This is a genomic window from Bradyrhizobium monzae (assembly GCF_021458635.1).
Classification (GTDB): Bacteria; Pseudomonadota; Alphaproteobacteria; order Rhizobiales; family Xanthobacteraceae; genus Bradyrhizobium.
In genome coordinates, this window is record NZ_JAIRDQ010000001.1 from 898,006 (window position 1) to 915,558 (window position 17,553).

General features: G+C 62.4%; 18 protein-coding genes. 9 read left to right on the forward strand and 9 right to left on the reverse strand.

The features are described 5' to 3' along the window. Window positions 1–17: 17 nt before the first annotated feature. The gene (locus tag K3F49_RS04440) at window positions 18–2,762 is read right to left on the reverse strand and encodes an EAL domain-containing protein (RefSeq protein ID WP_234679678.1); all 2,745 of its coding nucleotides are present in this window, start codon (window positions 2,760–2,762) and stop codon (window positions 18–20) included. Window positions 2,763–2,821: 59 nt separating this feature from the next. Then, entirely contained in the window at window positions 2,822–4,024 is a 1,203-nt protein-coding gene (locus tag K3F49_RS04445; protein WP_234679679.1) for a FecR family protein, read from the reverse strand. 128 nt (window positions 4,025–4,152) lie between these two features. Between K3F49_RS04445 and K3F49_RS04450 the strand changes: the two genes are divergently transcribed. Both K3F49_RS04450 and K3F49_RS04455 read left to right on the forward strand, forming a co-directional pair. Continuing rightward, on the forward strand, window positions 4,153–5,949 hold the full coding sequence (locus K3F49_RS04450; RefSeq protein ID WP_234679680.1) for a ShlB/FhaC/HecB family hemolysin secretion/activation protein: 1,797 nt from the start codon (window positions 4,153–4,155) through the stop codon (window positions 5,947–5,949). A 142-nt stretch (window positions 5,950–6,091) separates the two neighbouring features. Beyond that, window positions 6,092–6,922, forward strand: a complete 831-nt coding sequence (locus K3F49_RS04455; protein ID WP_234679681.1) for an alpha/beta fold hydrolase — start codon at window positions 6,092–6,094, stop codon at window positions 6,920–6,922. A gap of 463 nt (window positions 6,923–7,385) precedes the next feature. Here K3F49_RS04455 and K3F49_RS04460 read toward each other — a convergent pair whose 3' ends face one another. After that, window positions 7,386–7,727, reverse strand: a complete 342-nt coding sequence (locus tag K3F49_RS04460) for a phasin (protein ID WP_194481422.1) — start codon at window positions 7,725–7,727, stop codon at window positions 7,386–7,388. 148 nt (window positions 7,728–7,875) lie between these two features. After that, the gene (locus K3F49_RS04465; RefSeq protein WP_234680571.1) at window positions 7,876–8,061 is read right to left on the reverse strand and encodes a hypothetical protein; all 186 of its coding nucleotides are present in this window, start codon (window positions 8,059–8,061) and stop codon (window positions 7,876–7,878) included. A gap of 696 nt (window positions 8,062–8,757) precedes the next feature. Between K3F49_RS04465 and K3F49_RS04470 the strand changes: the two genes are divergently transcribed. Beyond that, a complete protein-coding gene (locus tag K3F49_RS04470; RefSeq protein WP_234679682.1) occupies window positions 8,758–9,114 on the forward strand; it encodes a hypothetical protein in 357 nt (118 codons plus the stop codon). Window positions 9,115–9,162: 48 nt separating this feature from the next. On the opposite strand, the gene K3F49_RS04475 is transcribed toward K3F49_RS04470, so the two are convergent. Then, the gene (locus tag K3F49_RS04475) at window positions 9,163–9,726 is read right to left on the reverse strand and encodes a hypothetical protein (protein WP_234679683.1); all 564 of its coding nucleotides are present in this window, start codon (window positions 9,724–9,726) and stop codon (window positions 9,163–9,165) included. Window positions 9,727–9,766: 40 nt separating this feature from the next. Continuing rightward, window positions 9,767–10,300, reverse strand: coding sequence for a GcrA family cell cycle regulator (locus K3F49_RS04480; protein WP_234679684.1), 534 nt, complete (start codon window positions 10,298–10,300; stop codon window positions 9,767–9,769). 163 nt (window positions 10,301–10,463) lie between these two features. Between K3F49_RS04480 and K3F49_RS04485 the strand changes: the two genes are divergently transcribed. Both K3F49_RS04485 and K3F49_RS04490 read left to right on the forward strand, forming a co-directional pair. Further along, window positions 10,464–11,072: a S24 family peptidase gene (locus K3F49_RS04485; protein WP_148753441.1), complete on the forward strand. Its 609-nt coding sequence runs from the start codon at window positions 10,464–10,466 to the stop codon at window positions 11,070–11,072. A 101-nt stretch (window positions 11,073–11,173) separates the two neighbouring features. After that, window positions 11,174–11,449: a hypothetical protein gene (locus K3F49_RS04490; RefSeq protein WP_234679685.1), complete on the forward strand. Its 276-nt coding sequence runs from the start codon at window positions 11,174–11,176 to the stop codon at window positions 11,447–11,449. Between the two features lie 36 nt (window positions 11,450–11,485). On the opposite strand, the gene K3F49_RS04495 is transcribed toward K3F49_RS04490, so the two are convergent. Then, window positions 11,486–12,460: a quinone oxidoreductase family protein gene (locus tag K3F49_RS04495; RefSeq protein ID WP_234679686.1), complete on the reverse strand. Its 975-nt coding sequence runs from the start codon at window positions 12,458–12,460 to the stop codon at window positions 11,486–11,488. A 226-nt stretch (window positions 12,461–12,686) separates the two neighbouring features. Between K3F49_RS04495 and K3F49_RS04500 the strand changes: the two genes are divergently transcribed. The 3 genes from K3F49_RS04500 (at window position 12,687) to K3F49_RS04510 (ending at window position 15,368) form a co-directional block, all read left to right on the forward strand. Next, window positions 12,687–12,887 carry a hypothetical protein gene (locus K3F49_RS04500; protein ID WP_234679687.1) on the forward strand — a complete coding sequence of 67 codons (201 nt, stop codon included), beginning with the start codon at window positions 12,687–12,689 and terminating at the stop codon, window positions 12,885–12,887. Window positions 12,888–13,034: 147 nt separating this feature from the next. After that, entirely contained in the window at window positions 13,035–13,982 is a 948-nt protein-coding gene (locus K3F49_RS04505) for an AAA family ATPase (RefSeq protein WP_234679688.1), read from the forward strand. A gap of 6 nt (window positions 13,983–13,988) precedes the next feature. Continuing rightward, window positions 13,989–15,368 carry a vWA domain-containing protein gene (locus K3F49_RS04510; protein WP_234679689.1) on the forward strand — a complete coding sequence of 460 codons (1,380 nt, stop codon included), beginning with the start codon at window positions 13,989–13,991 and terminating at the stop codon, window positions 15,366–15,368. A 27-nt stretch (window positions 15,369–15,395) separates the two neighbouring features. Here the strand turns inward: K3F49_RS04510 and K3F49_RS04515 are convergent, their stop codons facing one another. After that, complete coding sequence (locus tag K3F49_RS04515; protein WP_234679690.1) at window positions 15,396–15,572, reverse strand: hypothetical protein; 177 nt, start codon at window positions 15,570–15,572, stop codon at window positions 15,396–15,398. Window positions 15,573–15,924: 352 nt separating this feature from the next. Here K3F49_RS04515 and K3F49_RS04520 point away from each other — a divergent pair, with 352 nt between their 5' ends. Continuing rightward, complete coding sequence (locus tag K3F49_RS04520; RefSeq protein WP_234679691.1) at window positions 15,925–16,146, forward strand: hypothetical protein; 222 nt, start codon at window positions 15,925–15,927, stop codon at window positions 16,144–16,146. An 8-nt stretch (window positions 16,147–16,154) separates the two neighbouring features. Here the strand turns inward: K3F49_RS04520 and K3F49_RS04525 are convergent, their stop codons facing one another. Beyond that, a complete protein-coding gene (locus K3F49_RS04525; protein ID WP_234679692.1) occupies window positions 16,155–17,546 on the reverse strand; it encodes an NCS2 family permease in 1,392 nt (463 codons plus the stop codon). Window positions 17,547–17,553 lie beyond the last annotated feature (7 nt).

A 17,553-nucleotide genomic window follows, 5' to 3' on the forward strand; every position in this document is an offset into this window, starting at 1 on the left:
AACCAGAGCAGGCGCGCTTAGGCAGCGCTGACAGTTTCCAGCTCGCCCGTGAGAAATTGCCTCTCGAACGCGTCGGCAGGCATCGGACGGCCGAAGAAGTAGCCCTGCCCCTCCTCGCAGCCCATGCTGACCAGGAAGTCGGCGGTCGCGCGATTCTCGATGCCTTCGGCGACAACTGTGAGACCGAGCTGCTTGCTGAGGCCGATGGTCGAGCCCACGATCGCGGCGTCGTCGGAATCTGCGAGAAGATCGAGCACGAACGAACGGTCGATCTTGAGCCCGTCGAGCGGAAACTTCTTCAGGTAGCTCAGGCTTGCATAGCCCATTCCGAAATCGTCGAACAAGATGCGGACGCCGAGTTGCTGGATTCGCTTGAATATGTCGAGCACCCGGCCCTCGTCGTGCAACAGGATGTTCTCGGTGACTTCGATCTCGAGCAGCGATGGGGTCAGCCCTGTCGTTTTCAGCAAGTCCGAAACCGAATGCGCGAGATCGCCGGAGTCGAGCTGCGACGGCGAGAGGTTGATTGCGACGCGGACAGCGTTGCCCGACAATTCCCACGCACGCGCCTGGCGGCCGGCGGTCTCCATCACCCAGTTCGCGATCCGCTCGGACAGCGCCGAGGTGTTGACCACCGGCATGAACTCTCCGGGCGACACGTAGCCGCGCACCGGATGCCGCCAGCGGATCAGCGCTTCGGCCCCGACCAGGCCGCCATCGATCAGGCGGACCTGCGGCTGATAAAACAGCTCGAACTCGCCGCGATCTGCGGCAAGCGCCAGTTCACTCTCAAGCGTCAGCCGATTCTCCAGCTCCTGCCTGATCGCATTCTCGAAGATCACGTGGCCGCCACGCCGGGTCGCCTTGGCGCGGCTCAGCGACAGATGGCCGTTGCTCAGGAGATCATCCGCGCCTTGTCCGCCCTCCGGATAGACGGCGACGCCGATGCTGATCCTGACGCGGTGCTGGCGCGTGGCTGTCACAAGCGGCGCCTCGAATGCGCGCGCAATCCGATCCGCGAACACGGCGATCGGCTCGTCGCTCCCGGCGCAATCCAGCGCAATCGCAAACTCATCGCCGCTGAGCCGGGCGACCACCGCCTTGCCATCGACCTCGGTTCGCAGACGTTCGGCGACCGCCCGCAGCACGAGGTCGCCGGCCGAATGTCCAAGCATGTTATTGATCTGCTGAAAGCCGTCGAGCCCCAGCACGAGCAGTGCGATCTCGGAGGACCGCCGCTGCGCCACGGTGATCAGGCTGGCAAGCCTCGCGTGGAGCGTATTGCGGTTGGCAAGGCCCGTCAGCGCATCATACTCGGCGAGATATCTGACGCGTTCGGCCTCGCGCTTGCGGACGGAGATGTCGCGGAGGATCGCGCCGTATTGGAAGCCCTCCGTCCCCTGCCAGCCGGAGAAGCTCGCCTCGACTGGAAAGGTTTCGCCATTCTTGCGCCGGCCCTCGAACTCGACGACCACGGCACCGCCCGGGACCAGCAGCGCCTGGCGCGCAGCGTCACGCATGGCGAAGGTTTTCGCGCCGCCTTCTGTCGGTACCGCGCAAAGCGCTTCGAACGGGCGACCGATCATCTCGGTCGGCATATAGCCAAAGATCGCGCTCGCGCCTGGATTCCAGACTGTGATCCGGTGGTCTTCGTCGGTGCAGACCAGACCATCGCCGAGCGACATCGCGATGCGGTGAAAGCGGCTTTCGGCGATGCGACCCAGCAGGCCGCGAAAATCGATCTCGTCCAGCGCGATCGCCGTCAGATAGGCGACGATCGCGATGTGAAACAGCGATGTGTCGATGACGAGCGGCCAACGTTCCTGCACAAGGACCGCGGTCAGTTCGATCCCTGCTCCGGCCGCAATCAGAATAGCGACGCGGACACCCGGCGAAAGGCGGCGCCATGAATACACCATCACCAGGCAGATCACGGCGAGACCAGCGGCCATGCCGACACTGGACGTCCAGCGCAGCATGCGGTTCTGAAGAACCGATTCTGCCGCCAAGGCCTGGAGGACGGGCCCCGGGACGATACGGCCATTTGGGACGCTGAACCGGTCGCCCAGTTCGAGTGCTGTGGCACCAACGATGATCTTCTTGCCCCTCAATTTGTCGAGCGCCGCGGACTCGCCCCTCAGCACGTCAACATAGGAAACGCTGGGAATAGTTGCCGCCCGAATGCTGAAGTCGATCAGGAAGGGCGACCGCCGATTGGCGTCCTGTCCGGCCATCACGATCGCCATCGAGGGGATCTGGGCATCGCCAAGCTTCTCGCTGACCGGATAGCGGCGAACGAGCCCGTCGGATTCGACCGCGACATTGACGACGGCCGGCCACGACTGGTTGCTAAAGGGCTTCAGGGGACGATTGATGTGAGCCGCGCCGCCATTTGGCATGGGCTGCTTGAAGGACGGCAGGATCGTCGAGCCCCCGACCTCGCGAAGCGCCGTGACGAAGGCCTCGTCGGAGGCCGGATCAGACGGGGTGCTGAAATCGATGTCGAAGGCCACGTCCTGCGCGCCGGCAGCCTCGAGCCTATGCAGGAGGTCGGCATGCAGGCTGCGTGGCCAGGGCCACACGCCGATCTGGTCGATCGAGGGCGCGTCGATCGCCACCACGACGACGTTACCGCTGGCGGAACGCGACTCCCAGGCGAACCGGAGATCGGTGAGCGCGTTGCGAAGCGAGCCGTGCCATCCCGTGGATAGCACGACTGCCAAAGCGATCACGACAAGGATATGTGGCCGATAGCGTTTCAACTCGCTCCCCCCGCACTGACGACGCTCGCCGCCAAGTGCCCCCTTATGACGGCATGGTCCTAATGGTGCTTGTACCAACCGTAGTGGTTGCCATTATTGCCGTGGTTACCGTTGCCGCTATTACCATTGCCGCTGTTGCCGCTTCCGGTCGCGCCTGTCCCGCTGCTTCCGCTTCCGGAGCTGACACTGAGCGCATCACTGGTGGACCCGGCGGTGGTCGCAACGGTCGTCGTCGCACTCGATGAGGTCGATGTGGCACTGGAAGCAGATGCGCTGCTGCTCACGGTAACCGCCGTGGCGGTGGAGCTATTGGCGGCCGTGGTCGTCGTGCTCGACCTGCTATCGCTCCAGACCGTGTCGGTGCTGGTGCCGGTATTAGCTGCGTTGCGGCCCCGTCCCGGCGCGACTGCACCGTGAGCGAGACCGTTCGTGACCTTGTGGAAGTTCAGCTTGACCTCGCCGAGCGAACTCGAGATCCGCACGACGCCGGACTTGGGCGCGTGAATATCGCTCGCTTGATGCGATTGCGTCGGCGCACCGGCCGTCCTGGTGCCCTTGTCGATCGTACCAAGCGCATGGATCGCGTGACCGTTCGCCGTATTGCGCAGCACCGACAGGCCCGACTTCGGCACCGGCACACGCTCGATCGTCGACGCGCGCGGCTTGCCTTGCTCGATCGGATTGAACGTACCGGCACCGCTCAGGCTGAGACCGGGCTTGCCGTGCTCAAAGACGGTGGCCACTTGTCCCGGCATGACTTGGGCGATCTGGCCGGTCCTGAAATCGGAGACTTCAAGCTGGCCGCGGAGCACGCCAACCTTGGTGCTGCCTGCGCCCACCGTGACGCTGAAATGCGTGCCCTTGACCACAGCAGCGAGATACGGCGTCTCGACCTCGAAATGCTTGACGTTGCGCTTCTCGACCTCGAGCAGGATCGAACCGGCCTGCTGGACGATGGTGGTCGAAAGTCCCTCCTTCTTCTCGGCCGGCACACCAACCACCGAGTTGGGAGAGATCAACATCGTCTCTTCGCCACGAACGAGCAGCACGCGCCCGTTCCGCCCGGTGCGGATAGTATCGCCCGGCTTCAAAGTCTCTTGCTGATTCAACGAGACCTGCTGGGCGCCGCTGGTCGCGAGCCAGACCTCGCCCGATGACTTGCTGACCGACCAGATGCCGTCATCCGCGGCGGATGCGGCGGACGCCGTTCCCAGTACCAGCGCGACCATCAAGGCGCGCCGAAATTCAATTCTGCCTGGCATGACAATCCTCAGTCCGTTCAGCCGGAGCCTGAGGTGTATCCGAAACCACTCAACATCCCATTAGTCGGAACGGGCAAACCTAACGGCCCCATTAACCTTTCATTGACCATAAAAAACTAAGAAAAATCATGCGGCTAACGATTCCTTACGTGCTCCGGCGCACCTCTCCGTTGAACTACGGAGAATGCCCCTCGCGAGCCATGGCGGGACGGTATTTCGCGACAGCGCTCCTGCTTTTCGGAGCGACATTTACGGGAAACTCGCAAGCGCTCGCGCAGCAGGCGAACCAGCCGGGCTTCGATCCGCGCCAGCCCGAGAAGTATTTTGAAAACCAAGCCGATCAGGAAACGCTGAGCCGGCCTCCGGTAAAGCTGCCCTCGGTCGGTCAACCGAATACCGGCGGGGACACCAGGCCGCAATTCGTGCTGCGCGGGATCAACGTCAGCGGCGCCCAGGCCATTCCCCATGACCGCATCGCCGCGGTCTACCAGCCCTACCTCGACAAGAAGGTCTCGCAAGCCGACCTCGCCGCGATCGCCGGCGCGATCAGCGAACTCTACCGCGCCGACGGCTTCCATCTCAGCCGCGCCATCGTGCCGCCACAAGACATCGGCGACGGCCGCGTCCAGATCCGCGTGATAGAAGGCGCAATCGTGCAAGCCGATCTGAAGGGCGATGGCGCCGAGCAGTTCGGCGTGAGGCCGATGCTCGGATCGGTCCTGGCCGAGCAGCCGTCGCGCCTGGCAACGCTCGAACGCCAGCTCTTCCTGATCAACGGCCGGCCGGGGATTCGCATCACCGATACCGCGCTGGAGGAGATCGGTGGTGCGACTGGTCGCTTCCGCCTCACCGTCTATCTGAAGACCTGGCACGTCTTCACCTCGTTCGGCCTGGACAATCTTGGCTCGTCGTCGGTCGGACCCTGGCAGACCTACGCGACGGGCGCGTTCAACTCCTACCTCACGCCCGGCGACACGCTCGCCGTCAACCTGTCGACCATCGCCAGCGATCCGCGCGAGCTCGGCTTCGCGCGACTGTCCTATGACGCACCGGTCGGCGTCGACGGCGTACGCCTCGGCGCCTCCGTCCTCTACAGCGCAGTCCGGCCGGGCGACGCGCGCCGCCTCGACAGCGACATCACCACGACAGAGGCGTTCGAGGTGCGGGCGAGCTCCGTGCCATTCATGTCGCAATCGTCCGGACTGACGCTCACCATGGCCGGGACCTTCAGCAACGTGTCGGAGCACGATCTGCTCGGCCCGTACTACAACGACCACATCAGGACCGCGAGCCTCACCGCCGATTACCGCCTCCAGGATGGTTTCGGCGGCACCAACTATGCAACGCTGACCTTCCGCCAGGGCCTCGATATCTTCGGCGCCTCGCAACTCAACGACGATTTGCTGTCGCGCGACGGCGCCTCCTCGAACTTCTCCGTGCTGAACCTCTGGTTCACCCGCTACCAGACCCTCAACGACGCCTGGTCGCTCAAGCTCTCCGCGGCGAGCCAGACCGCGTCGCGGCCGCTGTTCACCTCGCAGCAGTTCTATCTCGGCGGCGCAGCCTTCGGCCGCGGATATGGTGCGGCCGAGATCAGCGGCGACAACGGTCTCGCCGGCTCGCTCGAGCTGCGCTTCGACCAGAAGCTCAATTTCCGTTACTGGAGCGGCTACCAGCTCTACACTTTCGGCGACGCCGGCGCAGTCTGGAACGACTGCTACCGGCTCAGCGACGGCCTGTCGCTCACGTCGGCCGGTGCCGGCGTGCGGTTCTTCCTGCCGGAGGATTTCCAGGCGGATCTCGGCGTGGCCGTGCCCTTGAGCTATCGGGCGCCGGACAATGAGCGCCGCAGCCCGCGCTTCCTGTTCACCCTGTCGAGCGCGTTCCGGCTTTGCCCCGAGCGAGGCCGAGGCGGCTGCCTCTAGCTGCGCGATCTTCGCCTCGATGCGGCCCTTTTGGGACCCTTCTCACAGACTTGCCTAAATTTAATCCCGTATCGTGCTCACGATCGCTCGATCGGAGCGTTTTCAATAGCCATGTTCAGTCAAAAGTGATTGAGACGGAACCATGAAAAGGGTGTTTGCAATCTTGGCCTTTCTCTGCGTCCTCGCGGCGGGGCAATATGTCGTTGTCAGCAAGTTCGCGATCCGTCACGAGATGCTGTCCTTGTTCGACGCTGCGCGACAGCGGCCGATCTTGGTCGACATTGCGGTGCGGCGCGACTACGAGACCAAGGCTAATCTCGGCCTCTGGAAGCTTCCGGTCGCCATCATCAGCAATGGCAACACGGTCAAGGCCACCGAGTATTCCTTCCTCGCCAACGTGCTTGCCGCACGCGGCTATCTCGTCGCCAGCATTCAGCAGGACCTGCCGAGCGATCCGCCGCTGATGACCCGTGTCGGCCAGCAATATGTCGGCCGGCGCGAGGTGTATATGCGCTGCGAAGCCAACATCCTCTACGTGCTGAACACGTTGAAGGGGCGGCAGGAGAACGCTGATTACGATCACATCACGCTGGTCGGTCATTCCAATGGCGGCGACGTCTCGATGTATGTCGCCCAGCAGCATCCCGAACTCGTGTCGAAGGTCATCACGCTCGACAATCTAAGGGTACCCTTCGTGCTCAACGACCGCATGAAGATCCTGTCGTTCCGCTCCAAGGATCCGCATTTCCAGACCGATCCCGGCGTGCTGCCGACGCCGGAGGAAGCCAAGGCGCGCGGCATCGACATCATCCATACCGGTGCGCAGCATACCGAGATGAGCGATCGCGGGCCCGACTCGGTCAAGGAGAAGATCCAGGCGACACTTGACCGCTTCCTGCGCGACAGCGCCAGCAGCGCGCTCGCGCCGGCCGATACGACCTCCCCGATGATCATGAATCCCGGCGACTACTAACCGGGATCCTTTGCGGCAGATCAATGCAGCTCGATGCCGGCTACGATAGAAGGGCGGTACAGCATGGGAGAGGCACGTGTCCCACCACATCGAAAGGCTTGATACGCCGAGCCTTGCTACAACGAGTCTTGGCCTGCCCCCGGCGCGGGTACCCGGGTTGGTACGCCATCTCTATCGCTCGGCACGCAGGCTGCTGCGGTCGATCATCGCCCGCATCGACCTCTCGCAATTTCCGGGATCGTGCTGCGGCTGAGCTTTGCGCCGGGCGCAAACAATCCCTCGAAATGCAAATCCCTGCCGGGTGAACCGACAGGGATCAGCAGAAAGGATGACGGACGGCGAATGAGGTTCATCCGGTGGCCCATCATGGACCTGCACGCCAATTGAAATGCGTAGCGCGTCACTGCGCAAGATCAATCTGTAGGCACGCGGCCGTGCTGAGGCAAACCAGAACTTTCCCTTGTCAGGATTTGCCCTTGCCCGGTTGCATGAAGTTGCCGGTCATCTGGCGCATGTGATCGCCGGCATTGGTGAACTGGCTTCGCAGGAACTCGGACTGGATTCGCATCGCTTCCTGAAGGTCGGTTGCGTGAACCAGCTTGCGAGCGTGTTCGAATGCCGCCTTCATGTTCTGCTCGGTGAAGGCGAGCGCCTGCTTGGACACGTCCGCGCTCGCTCCGGGAACGGACGACATCGATTTGGTGGCGGCATCGAAAAACATGCCGAATGCCTTCTCCGCCTGGTCGATGGTTTTCTCAGCCAGATCGCGCAGTTCGGCCGGAACTTCGAGCTTCGGTTCGATCATGGTCGCACTCCTCCCTCTTTTTCCTGACTGATTACCACATTTGTCGCACCGCCTTCCAGCAGCCAAGCACCGGCAACGGACCCCCACTTGGCGGTCCGCTTTCCGGTCTGAAAGGTGGACAAAGCGTAATGTCGGCCCGTTGCCGGGCTCAAGACAGCGGATGCTCGGGGATGGTTTCGTCGGTGACGAGGTCTTCGACAAGCTTGATGACCTCAAAGCGCTGCCGGGGAGCGAGCTTGAGGAAGGCGCGCAGCAGGCGGAGACTTTCGACGGTACTGTTCGCGGGTGCGCCGAGCTTAAGATGCAGTTCAGCCGCGAAATTGAGGTTTTTCATCTCGCACCTATGACAGGACTCGGCCCCCAAGGGGTCGGGCATCGGGAGCCCGATCGAGAACCGCACCGTTACCGAACACCATGCGACGGCGAACTCCAGGTCGGAACACCCCAGCAGATTGGCATGCTGAGCTGCAGATCTTGAGAGACTCGGCCCGACCCGATAAGTTGCAATTATGGCAAGGAACAACCCCTCGAGCAAGCCAAACCGTAAGTCTAGCGATGCTTCGCCGACATCATGCTACGGCAATTCCGGATAACAGGAATACGCGCTGCCGTCACCCACCTGCGTCAAGAAGCAGCAATCAATCACCACACGGCCCCGATTGCTGTCAATTCGACCAACGTTTCGCGTTGTTTCCGGTGTGATCGGAAATTGACAACCACGGACTGGCGCTTCTTCAGCGTATACAGGCAGTCGTTGAGCCCGATTTCGGCCGTTGCATCGTCCACGAAATGAACGTCGATCTCGCAGCCGGTCTCCAGCGTCCCGATATGGGCCCCGGCGAAGCCGAGCGAAGCAGCAAGGGCTTTGGCCGCCCCTCGCCGGGGTTCATCGCTCCTGATATTTCCAGCTCCGTGAACCGTTGTTCAAGATCGTACGACCAAGCGGTTGTGAAACAGCCACGCAGATCACGAGCGCCACGGCTGAGGGACTGTTTGATTCGGGCGCGCGTCAGCACCAAAGGACGACGGCATGCTTTCTCGCTGCGATCTCATCAAGGGCGCCGCGGTTGCGCTTCTTACACTCTCGGCACAGGGCGCACGGGCACAGGAGACCAAAATGAACCTCTTCAAGATCGTCACGATCAAGGACGAGATCATCATCGGACTGTCGCCCGAGGAGCTGCATGCGCTCGGCGGCAATGACGCAAGCACGGTCGCGCACGCACTGGCGCAAAAGGGCGACCTTACCGTTTGGCAGTACAATGTGCATCGCGGACAGAACGGTGAGATGCAGCAGGCGCCCACGGCCAAGATCGGGCTGCTGGCCAACGCCTCGCTCCGCGTCGAGCCCTACACCACGCCCTACCAGATCATGCCACATCCGTGACAGACGACAGAGGACGCGCCGACGGTGAAAGCCGCCGGCCCGCCTCATTCAACGGCGCCGCGCCCTTGCATCCGTCGCAAAGCCGTAGACCAGCGCCAGCCGGTCGAGGCACTCGCGAAAGCGCCGGGCGAAATAGTCGTTCCAACGCTGGGTGCGGACGGCGCGTCGCTGCCCGATCTGGTCCATGGTCAGGCCGAGCACCAGTACGTCATGCACCAGCGCGGCACCGTCGGTACCGAGCTCTTGTTCGACCCGATTCAGCCGCAACACAGCCTGACACTGGCTCTCGGTAATGGGCTCGCGGGAGCGCGTGCCGTCGACATATTCGCGGGTCGGATCCATGGCCTGGGGGCCCCGCTCCGCCCGCTCCCAGTCGTTCTGGTAGGCGCGGCCACCCCGATATTGCGCCTCGTCGATCTGGTGGTGCGCGTGCAGCCGGCCGAGCGGATCGTTGCGGATCGACCGCATCGCCACGATCTTCTCGTCCGAATCGAGCGCCAGGGGATTGTCGACCTCGATCTCCGCGAATTCTGCATTGAACGGCAGGTCACGCGATCGGCGGTCGTGAAGCCCGGTCAATTTGTAAGACATGTTGCGTCTGGCGCGTGCCACTCGAAAACTCCTTGCAAACTGAATTGAGAAAGGGTGCCGGTCAGGCGGCGGAGACCAGCCTCAGCACGACGGCAGCGGCGGTACGGCCGGACACCGCTCCGGGACCGCGGGTCAGATGCGCATGCGGCGCGCAATAGCTCGAGCCGGGCTGACGCGGGTGACCGCAGAAGCTGATCTGCTCTCCCTCCCCGTCACCGCCATAGGGATAGCGGCAATCGCCTCGCTCGAGTTCGAGCAGCGTGATCAATCGCGGCCGGACGCCGACGCAGCGCAATTTGACCGGATTGGCCGGCTTTAATGCCGATGGCGGCGGAAGATTCAGGCCGGGTATTGCAACCCGCGGCGGCGACAGCGGACCGGGCTCGCCCGGCAAGGACGGCACGATCGACGGACTCGTCATCCGGTCGGGCGCGGCGAGCCCGAGCCTCTTGGCGCGACCGACTACCGCATTGCGCGTGTAAGTCGTTCCAAACCTTGCGTTAATCTCCCTTCCGATCTCCGCATATGACAGTCCCTTGAAAAAATAGTCGCGAAGCGCGTCGGAATGCTCCGACGACCAATGGCCCGGTTCCATGCTGCTGTCCTGTGATGCGCCCCGATCGCACGATCTGGAGGCGGAACACACATTCCGTTATTCCGAATACAAAGTCAAGCACGAATTCTGATATTCATAATTGCATCAATTCCGAATTTCGGATTACAAGAGGCAGGGCCAATGGGCAATCGAGGGAATCACCATGTTGGACGTTGCGATGATCGAGCGGGGCTTGGAGAAGACGGGCAAGAGCAAGGGCGGGCTGGCCGCTGCCATGGGCGTTCGCCCGGGCGCGGTGTCGGAGATCCTCGGCGGCGAACGCCTGGTGAAGGCCTCGGAAATCATTCCGATCATGGAATATCTCGAGCTGAACCTCGCGCCGATCATGGGGCGCGTCGGTGCCGGCGCCGTGATCGAGCCGGATTTCGAGCAGGTCCCGCCCGAGGGGCTCGGCGATATCGCGCTGCCTTTCCCGATCATGGAAGAGACCGTCGCCTTCGAGATCGTCGGCGATTCGATGCTGCCCAAATACGAAAGCGGCGACGTGATCGTGGTCTACAAGGACCAGCGTCATCCGCTGTCGAGCTTCTATGGCGAAGAGGCCGTGGTCCGGCTCAAAACCGGTGAACGCTATTTGAAGACCATCGAACGCGGAAAAACTCCCTCCGTCGTCAATCTCAACAGCTTCAACGCCAAGCCGATCGTCGGCGTCAAGCTCGACTGGGTCGGAGAGATCTGCCTCTCCATGCCCAAGGGCCAGCTCGAGCGATTGCGCGCCAAGTCGGCCCGCCCCCGCAAGAAGGGCCGGTAAGCCCGCGATTTCCGATTTTTGGAAATCCAGCTTGACTTAATTCCGTTTTTCGGAAATACTCTGCCGCGCACCCAGCCTTGCGGGCGCGGCAGGATCGTTTCATGCAGTATTTCGTAGTGATGATCGACTACGGGCGGCGCGGTCGCGAGGCGATCGTCGACCCCGAGATCACAAGGCGCGAGGTCATTTCCCGCGTCACCTCCGGCGAGTACCAGAACATCTCGTTCATCCACGAAGTCGCAGAGAATTCGATCGAGGACGTGACCGAGGCCATCCTGGCCGAGGCCGCCCTTCCCCAGATCCCGCCTGAAGATATCGACCTCCAGGCGATTCAGCACGATCACGCTCGCGACCTGCGCAAGCACGAAAAGGCGTGACGCAGACTCAGGCAGCCTGCGTCACTAAATCTGAGATCACACCGTCAGAACGGTCGATCCCGTGGTTTTGCGCGCGGCAAGGTCGGCGTGCGCCTTGGCAGCGTCCTTCAGCGCATAGGTCTGGTGCACTTCGATCTTGACCGCACCGGACTTGACGACGTCGAACAGCTCGTTCGCCATCGCGACCAGGCTCTCGCGCTTGGCGGCGTAAGTGAACAGGGTCGGACGGGTGACGTAGAGCGAGCCCTTCTGGGCCAGCAGGCCGAGATTGAGCGGCTCGACCGCACCGGAGGACGCACCGAACAGCGCGGCAACGCCGAGCGGCGCGAGGCAGTCCAGCGACTTCAGGAACGTGTCCTTGCCGACGGAATCATAGACCACCGGCACCTTCTTGCCTCCAGTGATCTCGTCGACGCGCTTCACGAAATCCTCGCGCGTGTAGATGATGACATGGTCGCAACCATGCGCCTTGGCGAGTTTTGCCTTCTCGTCGCTGCTGACCGTGCCTATCACGGTCGCACCGAGATGTTTTGCCCACTGGCTCAGGATCAGGCCGACGCCGCCTGCCGCCGCATGCAGCAGAAGGGTGTCGCCAGCCTTCACGCGATAGGTCTGCCGGATCAGGTACTGCGTGGTCAGCCCCTTCAGCATCATTGCAGCCGCGGTCTTGTCGTCGACACCATCGGGCAGCTTCAACAGTCGGTCGGCCGGGATCAGCCGCGCCTCGGAATAGGCGCCGAGCGGTGATGCACCATAGGCGACGCGATCGCCCGGCTTCAGATCGGTGACGCCTGGCCCGACCTCCTCGACAACGCCCGCGGCCTCGCTGCCGAGCCCGCTCGGCAATGGCGCGGGATACACGCCCGCGCGGTTGTAGATGTCGACAAAGTTGAGACCGACGGCAGTGTGGCGGATGCGCGCCTCGCCCTGCCCCGGCTTGCCGACATTGACCTCCTCCCAGACCAGGACTTCCGGACCACCGGTCTTGTGAAAACGAATGGCATGAGTCATGGGCGTTGCTCCCTTATCGTTGCGTTGATGGTCCGAGAAAGACGGATCGGCCCGAGAAATAGGCATTTTGTCCGCCTGTTACAGTACAGAGACGTAACAAGAATGTCACAGCGAACAACAAACCCACGCCGTTCCGTCTCTGTTCGAAAGAGTTGATGACGGCATCGACGCAACCGGCAGTAGCCTTTGCGCGGGGTTTGGTGGTCGCCTGCGAAGGAGAACCAAGATGCCAGCTTATGTACAGCATCATCTGGATATCGAAATCGCGCCCGTGATTTGCCCGACATGCATGGGGTTCCTGCCAATGTATGTGCGCGAGGTCGAGCCGCACTGGAGCCTTGCCAAAATCGACTTCGTCTACGAATGCGCCGATTGCGGCGCCGAGGTCCGACAGACCATCCGCAAGCCGGAGCTGCTGCGGCACTGACCGCACCATAAGTCGCCCGCTAAGTATTTGCGCTGAACGGAAAAAGCAGCCGTCAGCGCGGATCAGGCCCGTCCCAAACGAGGCTTGTTCTTTGCCGGGAACGCAGGCAGAACAAGCCTCAAGCAAGACCTTTGGGAGCGCCCTTTCGTGGCTGAACAGAAGGCCTCGACCTCGATCGAGGCAGTGGAGAGCGGCCTCGCCGCGCAGGGCTATATCGCGAGCCGGCAGATCGCGACCGCCGTCTATTTGTCGCAACAGATCGAAAAGCCGATCCTGGTCGAGGGACCGGCAGGCGTCGGCAAGACCGAGCTTGCCAAGGCGATTGCCGCCTGGCGCGGCATGAAGATGATCCGCCTGCAGTGCTACGAAGGCCTCGACGAGGCCAAGGCGCTCTATGAGTGGAAATACGCCAAGCAGCTGCTCTACACGCAAATCCTCAAGGATAAGCTCGGCGAAGTCCTTGGCGGCGCGCAGACGCTGCACGCCGCGCTCGAACAGCTTCATGATTTCGGCGACGTGTTCTTCTCCAAGGAATTCGTCGAGCCGCGTCCCCTGCTCCAGGCGCTGGAGCAGCCAGGCGGCTGCGTGCTCCTGATCGACGAGATCGACAAGTCGGACGCCGAATTCGAATCGCTGCTGCTGGAAATCCTCTCGGACTTCCAAGTCACGATCCCCGAACTCGGCACCGTCTCGGCGATCACGCCGCCGACGGTGATCCTCACCTCCAACAGTGAGCGTGACCTCGGCGACGCCTTGAAGCGGCGCTGCCTGCATCTGCATATCGGCTTCCCCGAGCAGCGGCTGGAAGAGCGCATCGTCGAGAGCCGCGTGCCGAACATCTCTCAGACCCTGCGCCGGCAGATGGTTGGCTTCATCCACGAGATCCGCTCGCTGGATTTGAAGAAGCTGCCCTCGGTCAGCGAGACGATCGACTGGGCGCGCGTTCTGGTGCTGCTGCAGGCCGCCGAGCTCGACACCGAGATCGTCAAGGACACCCTCAACGTGCTTCTGAAATACGAGGCCGACATCGAGGCTGCTCACCCCCAGATCACGACTTTCATTGCCAAGGCAGCACGATCCAACGTCTTCGGTTGACGCCCGATGCGCGAGAACCTCCATCGTTTCTTTCGGGCGGCGCGTGGGGCCGGCGTCCATGTCTCGCCCGCCGAAAGCATCGATGCGATGCGCGCCGTCGCGCAGGTCGGTCTCACCGACCGTGCCATCCTGCGCGACGCCCTCCTCCTGACCCTCGCCAAGTCGCAGGACGAGAAGCTCGCCCTCGGTGACTGCTTTGATCTGTTCTTCAGCCAGCCCGAGCCGCGACAGGATCAACCCGAGGCCGACGACAGTGACGAGGCTTCGCAGGACCCGGATCAATCACCCTCTTCAAGCTCGGCCAGCGAAGCGGGCGAAGGGCAGCCTCCCGAAGGATTGGGTCCACTTGCACAAATGCTGATGTCGCAGGATCGCAACTCGATCGCAGCGGCGATTGCCAGCGCATCCGGTGCAGCTTCGCTCTCGGACATCCGCTACTCCACCCAACGCGGCATCTTCTCCAGCCGCATCCTCGACGCCATGGGCCTTCAACGCCTGCGCGACGATCTCGACGAACTGACATCAACCAATCCAGCGCTGGCCGAGCGCCTGCGGGCCGCGCTCGATGCCCTGCGTGAGGCGGTGCGTGATACAGTCTCACAAGGGCTTGCGCTCTATGCCCGCGAGGAGGCCGAAAACCTCCGCAACGAAATCCTGCGCAACGCGCCGCTGGCCCGTATCGAGCGGCGCCAGGTCGCCGAGATGCGGGCGCTCATCCGCCAGATCGCGCGCCGCCTGCGTGAGCGCTATTCGAAGCCGCGCAAGCGTCAGCGCCGCGGTCATCTCGACGTCCGCCGCACGCTGCGCCGCAACGCCGCCTGGGGCGGCGTGCCTTTCCTCACCGCGTGGAAACGCAAGCACCGCGACCGGCCAAAGATCGTGGCGATTTGCGACGTCTCCGGCTCGGTTGCGCAAGTCTCGGATTTCTTCCTGCTCCTCATCCACTCGCTGCATGAGGTTGTGGACGACGTCCGCTCCTTCGCATTCTCGTCGCATCTGATCGAGGTCAGCGAGATCCTGGAGAAGAAGTCGCCCGAAGAAGCAATGGCCGAGATCATGTCCAAGGTCGGCTTCGGCTCGTCCGACTACGGCTCTTCGCTGGTTGACTTCGAAAAAGACTTCATGAGTGCGCTGACGCCGCAGACCACGGTGATCGTGCTCGGCGATGCCCGCAGCAACAATCTCGACCCACGTGCAGACATCCTGCGCCGCGTCTCCGAACGCTCGAAACGACTGGTCTGGCTCAACCCCGAAGGACGGCTCGCCTGGGGCTTTGGCGACTCCGAGATGCCGCGTTACGCGACCTTTTGCAGCGTGGTGCGGCAATGCGCCACCGCGCAGCAGCTCGAACGCGCGGTCTCCGATATCGTTGCGACTTACCAGTAGATCCTCAGTTCGCGGCCAACGTCAGCTTCACGCAAGCTCCACGTGCGCGACGTTGCATTCACGAAAGTGGTAGACAATTTCGTCAAGGGCGCGCTGTTCCCATTCCTGGGCTTGCGCAAGCCAGAAAACCCGACGCTCAAAATCGAGCGACGCACGCTCACGGCACAGGGATTCCTGACTGCGAATTTCCACCAGCCTGTTCATGCACTCACACTCCTTGTCGTGTGAAGCCATTCCCTAAGAACCAGCGTAGCAGAATCGCCCAGCCAGCGTCTCACCATTTCTGTGCATATCGCGACGCAGAATGAGACAGCAGCGCTTCCCGTGCACTGCGGTCGTCGCAACGCAACATCAAGTGAAGATCATCAATTAGTGATCAGCAGTCAGGACGATAATCGTGTCCGAGCGATCTTAACCATTGTGAGGCAACAGACTGCGGCAATTCGTGAAGAGAAGTTCTAAACAGCTCACCGAATTCCCGACTCATTGTCGTCGCATGGTCTTCATGCAGCGTCGCTAACAGGGGCGCTCGAACGTGACTACCGCTTGAGGCAACATGAACGACGATTTCGAATTCGATCTTTCGCCGGATCAATGGGCAGCGCTGCGCACACTTCGTAACCCCGTAGCGAACAATCGCCTCTCGAAGGCTTATCTCATCGACAGCCTCGTCAAGCTCGGTCTCGTTGTCATTGAAGAGGGCGTGCCTGCGATGACTCCCATCGGACGCAAGGTGCTGGTGCGCGGATCGTGCCGATTGCTGGACCTCGCAGCCTAACCTACGCGTCAAAAGATCTGTGCGATCACGATCGCGTATGCGACGAACACGACCCCGAGTCCCCACACCATTGCCGGAATCTGCGGCCGCCGACCGACTGCCACTTCGAGAGCGATGTAGCTCAGCGTCCCCAGCGCCATTCCGTTGATGAGATTATTGGTCAGCACGGTGACCAGCAGTGTCAGCACGATCGGAACCGCGTTGGCGAGATCGGTCATGTCGATGCGGGCAAGTCCTTGCATCATGAGCACGCCGACGAGCACCAGCGCGGGCGCGGTCGCTTGCGGCGGGATGATGACAAAGATCGGCCAGAAGAACAGCGCAAGGAAGAAGAATCCCGCGACGGTCAACGAAGTCAGGCCAGTGCGACCGCCGGCCTGCACGCCGGTGATGGATTCGATATAGGCCGTGACGACGGAGGTTCCGAGCAGCGGCCCGACGATTGAGGCCGTCGCATCGGTCGCAAACGCCGCGGTGGCATTCGGGATAGAGCCGTCTGGCTTGCGTAAATTGGCGGCCCCGGTGACGCCGATCAGCGTGCCGAGAGTCGAGAAGAATTCGGCGCACAGGAAATAGAACAGCAGCGGCAGCGCGACGACGAAATGGCTGAAGAGATAGCCGATGTCGAGCGCCATGAAGGTGCTGGTCGGCCAGCGCGGCCACGCCATGATGGCTGATGGAACTGATGTCACCATCTTTCCGTTAGCGGCTGGAACGAAGAAGCCGATCAGCGTGAGCACCGCGATCGACAGGATCAGCGCCGCCGGCACCCGGCGCACCACCAACACCGGCGTGAGCAGGAGACCGAACAGCGTCAGCAGCACCGGCGGGCTGCGCAAGGAGCCCATGGCGATATAGGTTGACGGATTCTGGACCACGAATCCGGCGCCCCGCAGCGCAATGAAGACGATGAGGGTACCGACCGCCGCCTGGATGCCGATCTTCAGTGCTTCCGGCACGTCCTTCGCGACTTTCTCGCGCAGCTTCGACAGGCTCAGGATCAGGAACAGCACGCCTGTGAAGGCGACCATGGCGAGTGCGCCCTGCCAGGGCATGCCCATCTGCTTGACGATGACATAGGTGAAGATGACGTTCGAGCCCATCGCGGGCGCCACCGCAAGCGGCAGATTGGCCCACAGTCCCATCATCACCGAGCCGACGATCGCGGCGAGCGCCGTGGCGCTGACAAGATCGGCACGGTCCATCCCGGCGTTGGACATGATCGCGGGATTCACCGCGATGATATAGGCCATCGCCGCGAACGTCGTCGCGCCGGCCATCACCTCGCGGCCGACGCTGGTGCCACGCTCGGTGAGGCCGAAAGTGCGATCAAGCAGCCCCGAGGCTGTGGGTGATGCTGGCTCGGCGGGAGCGGCTTGCGGCTTCGTCATCTCGTCCATCCCAGTC

Bases quoted from the DNA above. Each gene is read 5' to 3' on its own strand.
- K3F49_RS04495 (WP_234679686.1), bottom strand. From the start codon at position 12,460: ATGACTCATGCCATTCGTTTTCACAAGACCGGTGGTCCGGAAGTCCTG.
- K3F49_RS04515 (WP_234679690.1), bottom strand. From the start codon at position 15,572: ATGAACAGGCTGGTGGAAATTCGCAGTCAGGAATCCCTGTGCCGTGAG.
- K3F49_RS04525 (WP_234679692.1), bottom strand. From the start codon at position 17,546: ATGGACGAGATGACGAAGCCGCAAGCCGCTCCCGCCGAGCCAGCATCA.
- K3F49_RS04450 (WP_234679680.1), top strand. From the start codon at position 4,153: ATGCGGCTAACGATTCCTTACGTGCTCCGGCGCACCTCTCCGTTGAAC.
- K3F49_RS04520 (WP_234679691.1), top strand. From the start codon at position 15,925: ATGAACGACGATTTCGAATTCGATCTTTCGCCGGATCAATGGGCAGCG.
- K3F49_RS04480 (WP_234679684.1), bottom strand. From the start codon at position 10,300: ATGGAACCGGGCCATTGGTCGTCGGAGCATTCCGACGCGCTTCGCGAC.
- K3F49_RS04500 (WP_234679687.1), top strand. From the start codon at position 12,687: ATGCCAGCTTATGTACAGCATCATCTGGATATCGAAATCGCGCCCGTG.
- K3F49_RS04510 (WP_234679689.1), top strand. From the start codon at position 13,989: ATGCGCGAGAACCTCCATCGTTTCTTTCGGGCGGCGCGTGGGGCCGGC.
- K3F49_RS04490 (WP_234679685.1), top strand. From the start codon at position 11,174: ATGCAGTATTTCGTAGTGATGATCGACTACGGGCGGCGCGGTCGCGAG.
- K3F49_RS04485 (WP_148753441.1), top strand. From the start codon at position 10,464: ATGTTGGACGTTGCGATGATCGAGCGGGGCTTGGAGAAGACGGGCAAG.
- K3F49_RS04455 (WP_234679681.1), top strand. From the start codon at position 6,092: ATGAAAAGGGTGTTTGCAATCTTGGCCTTTCTCTGCGTCCTCGCGGCG.
- K3F49_RS04460 (WP_194481422.1), bottom strand. From the start codon at position 7,727: ATGATCGAACCGAAGCTCGAAGTTCCGGCCGAACTGCGCGATCTGGCT.
- K3F49_RS04465 (WP_234680571.1), bottom strand. From the start codon at position 8,061: ATGAAAAACCTCAATTTCGCGGCTGAACTGCATCTTAAGCTCGGCGCA.
- K3F49_RS04445 (WP_234679679.1), bottom strand. From the start codon at position 4,024: ATGCCAGGCAGAATTGAATTTCGGCGCGCCTTGATGGTCGCGCTGGTA.
- K3F49_RS04470 (WP_234679682.1), top strand. From the start codon at position 8,758: ATGCTTTCTCGCTGCGATCTCATCAAGGGCGCCGCGGTTGCGCTTCTT.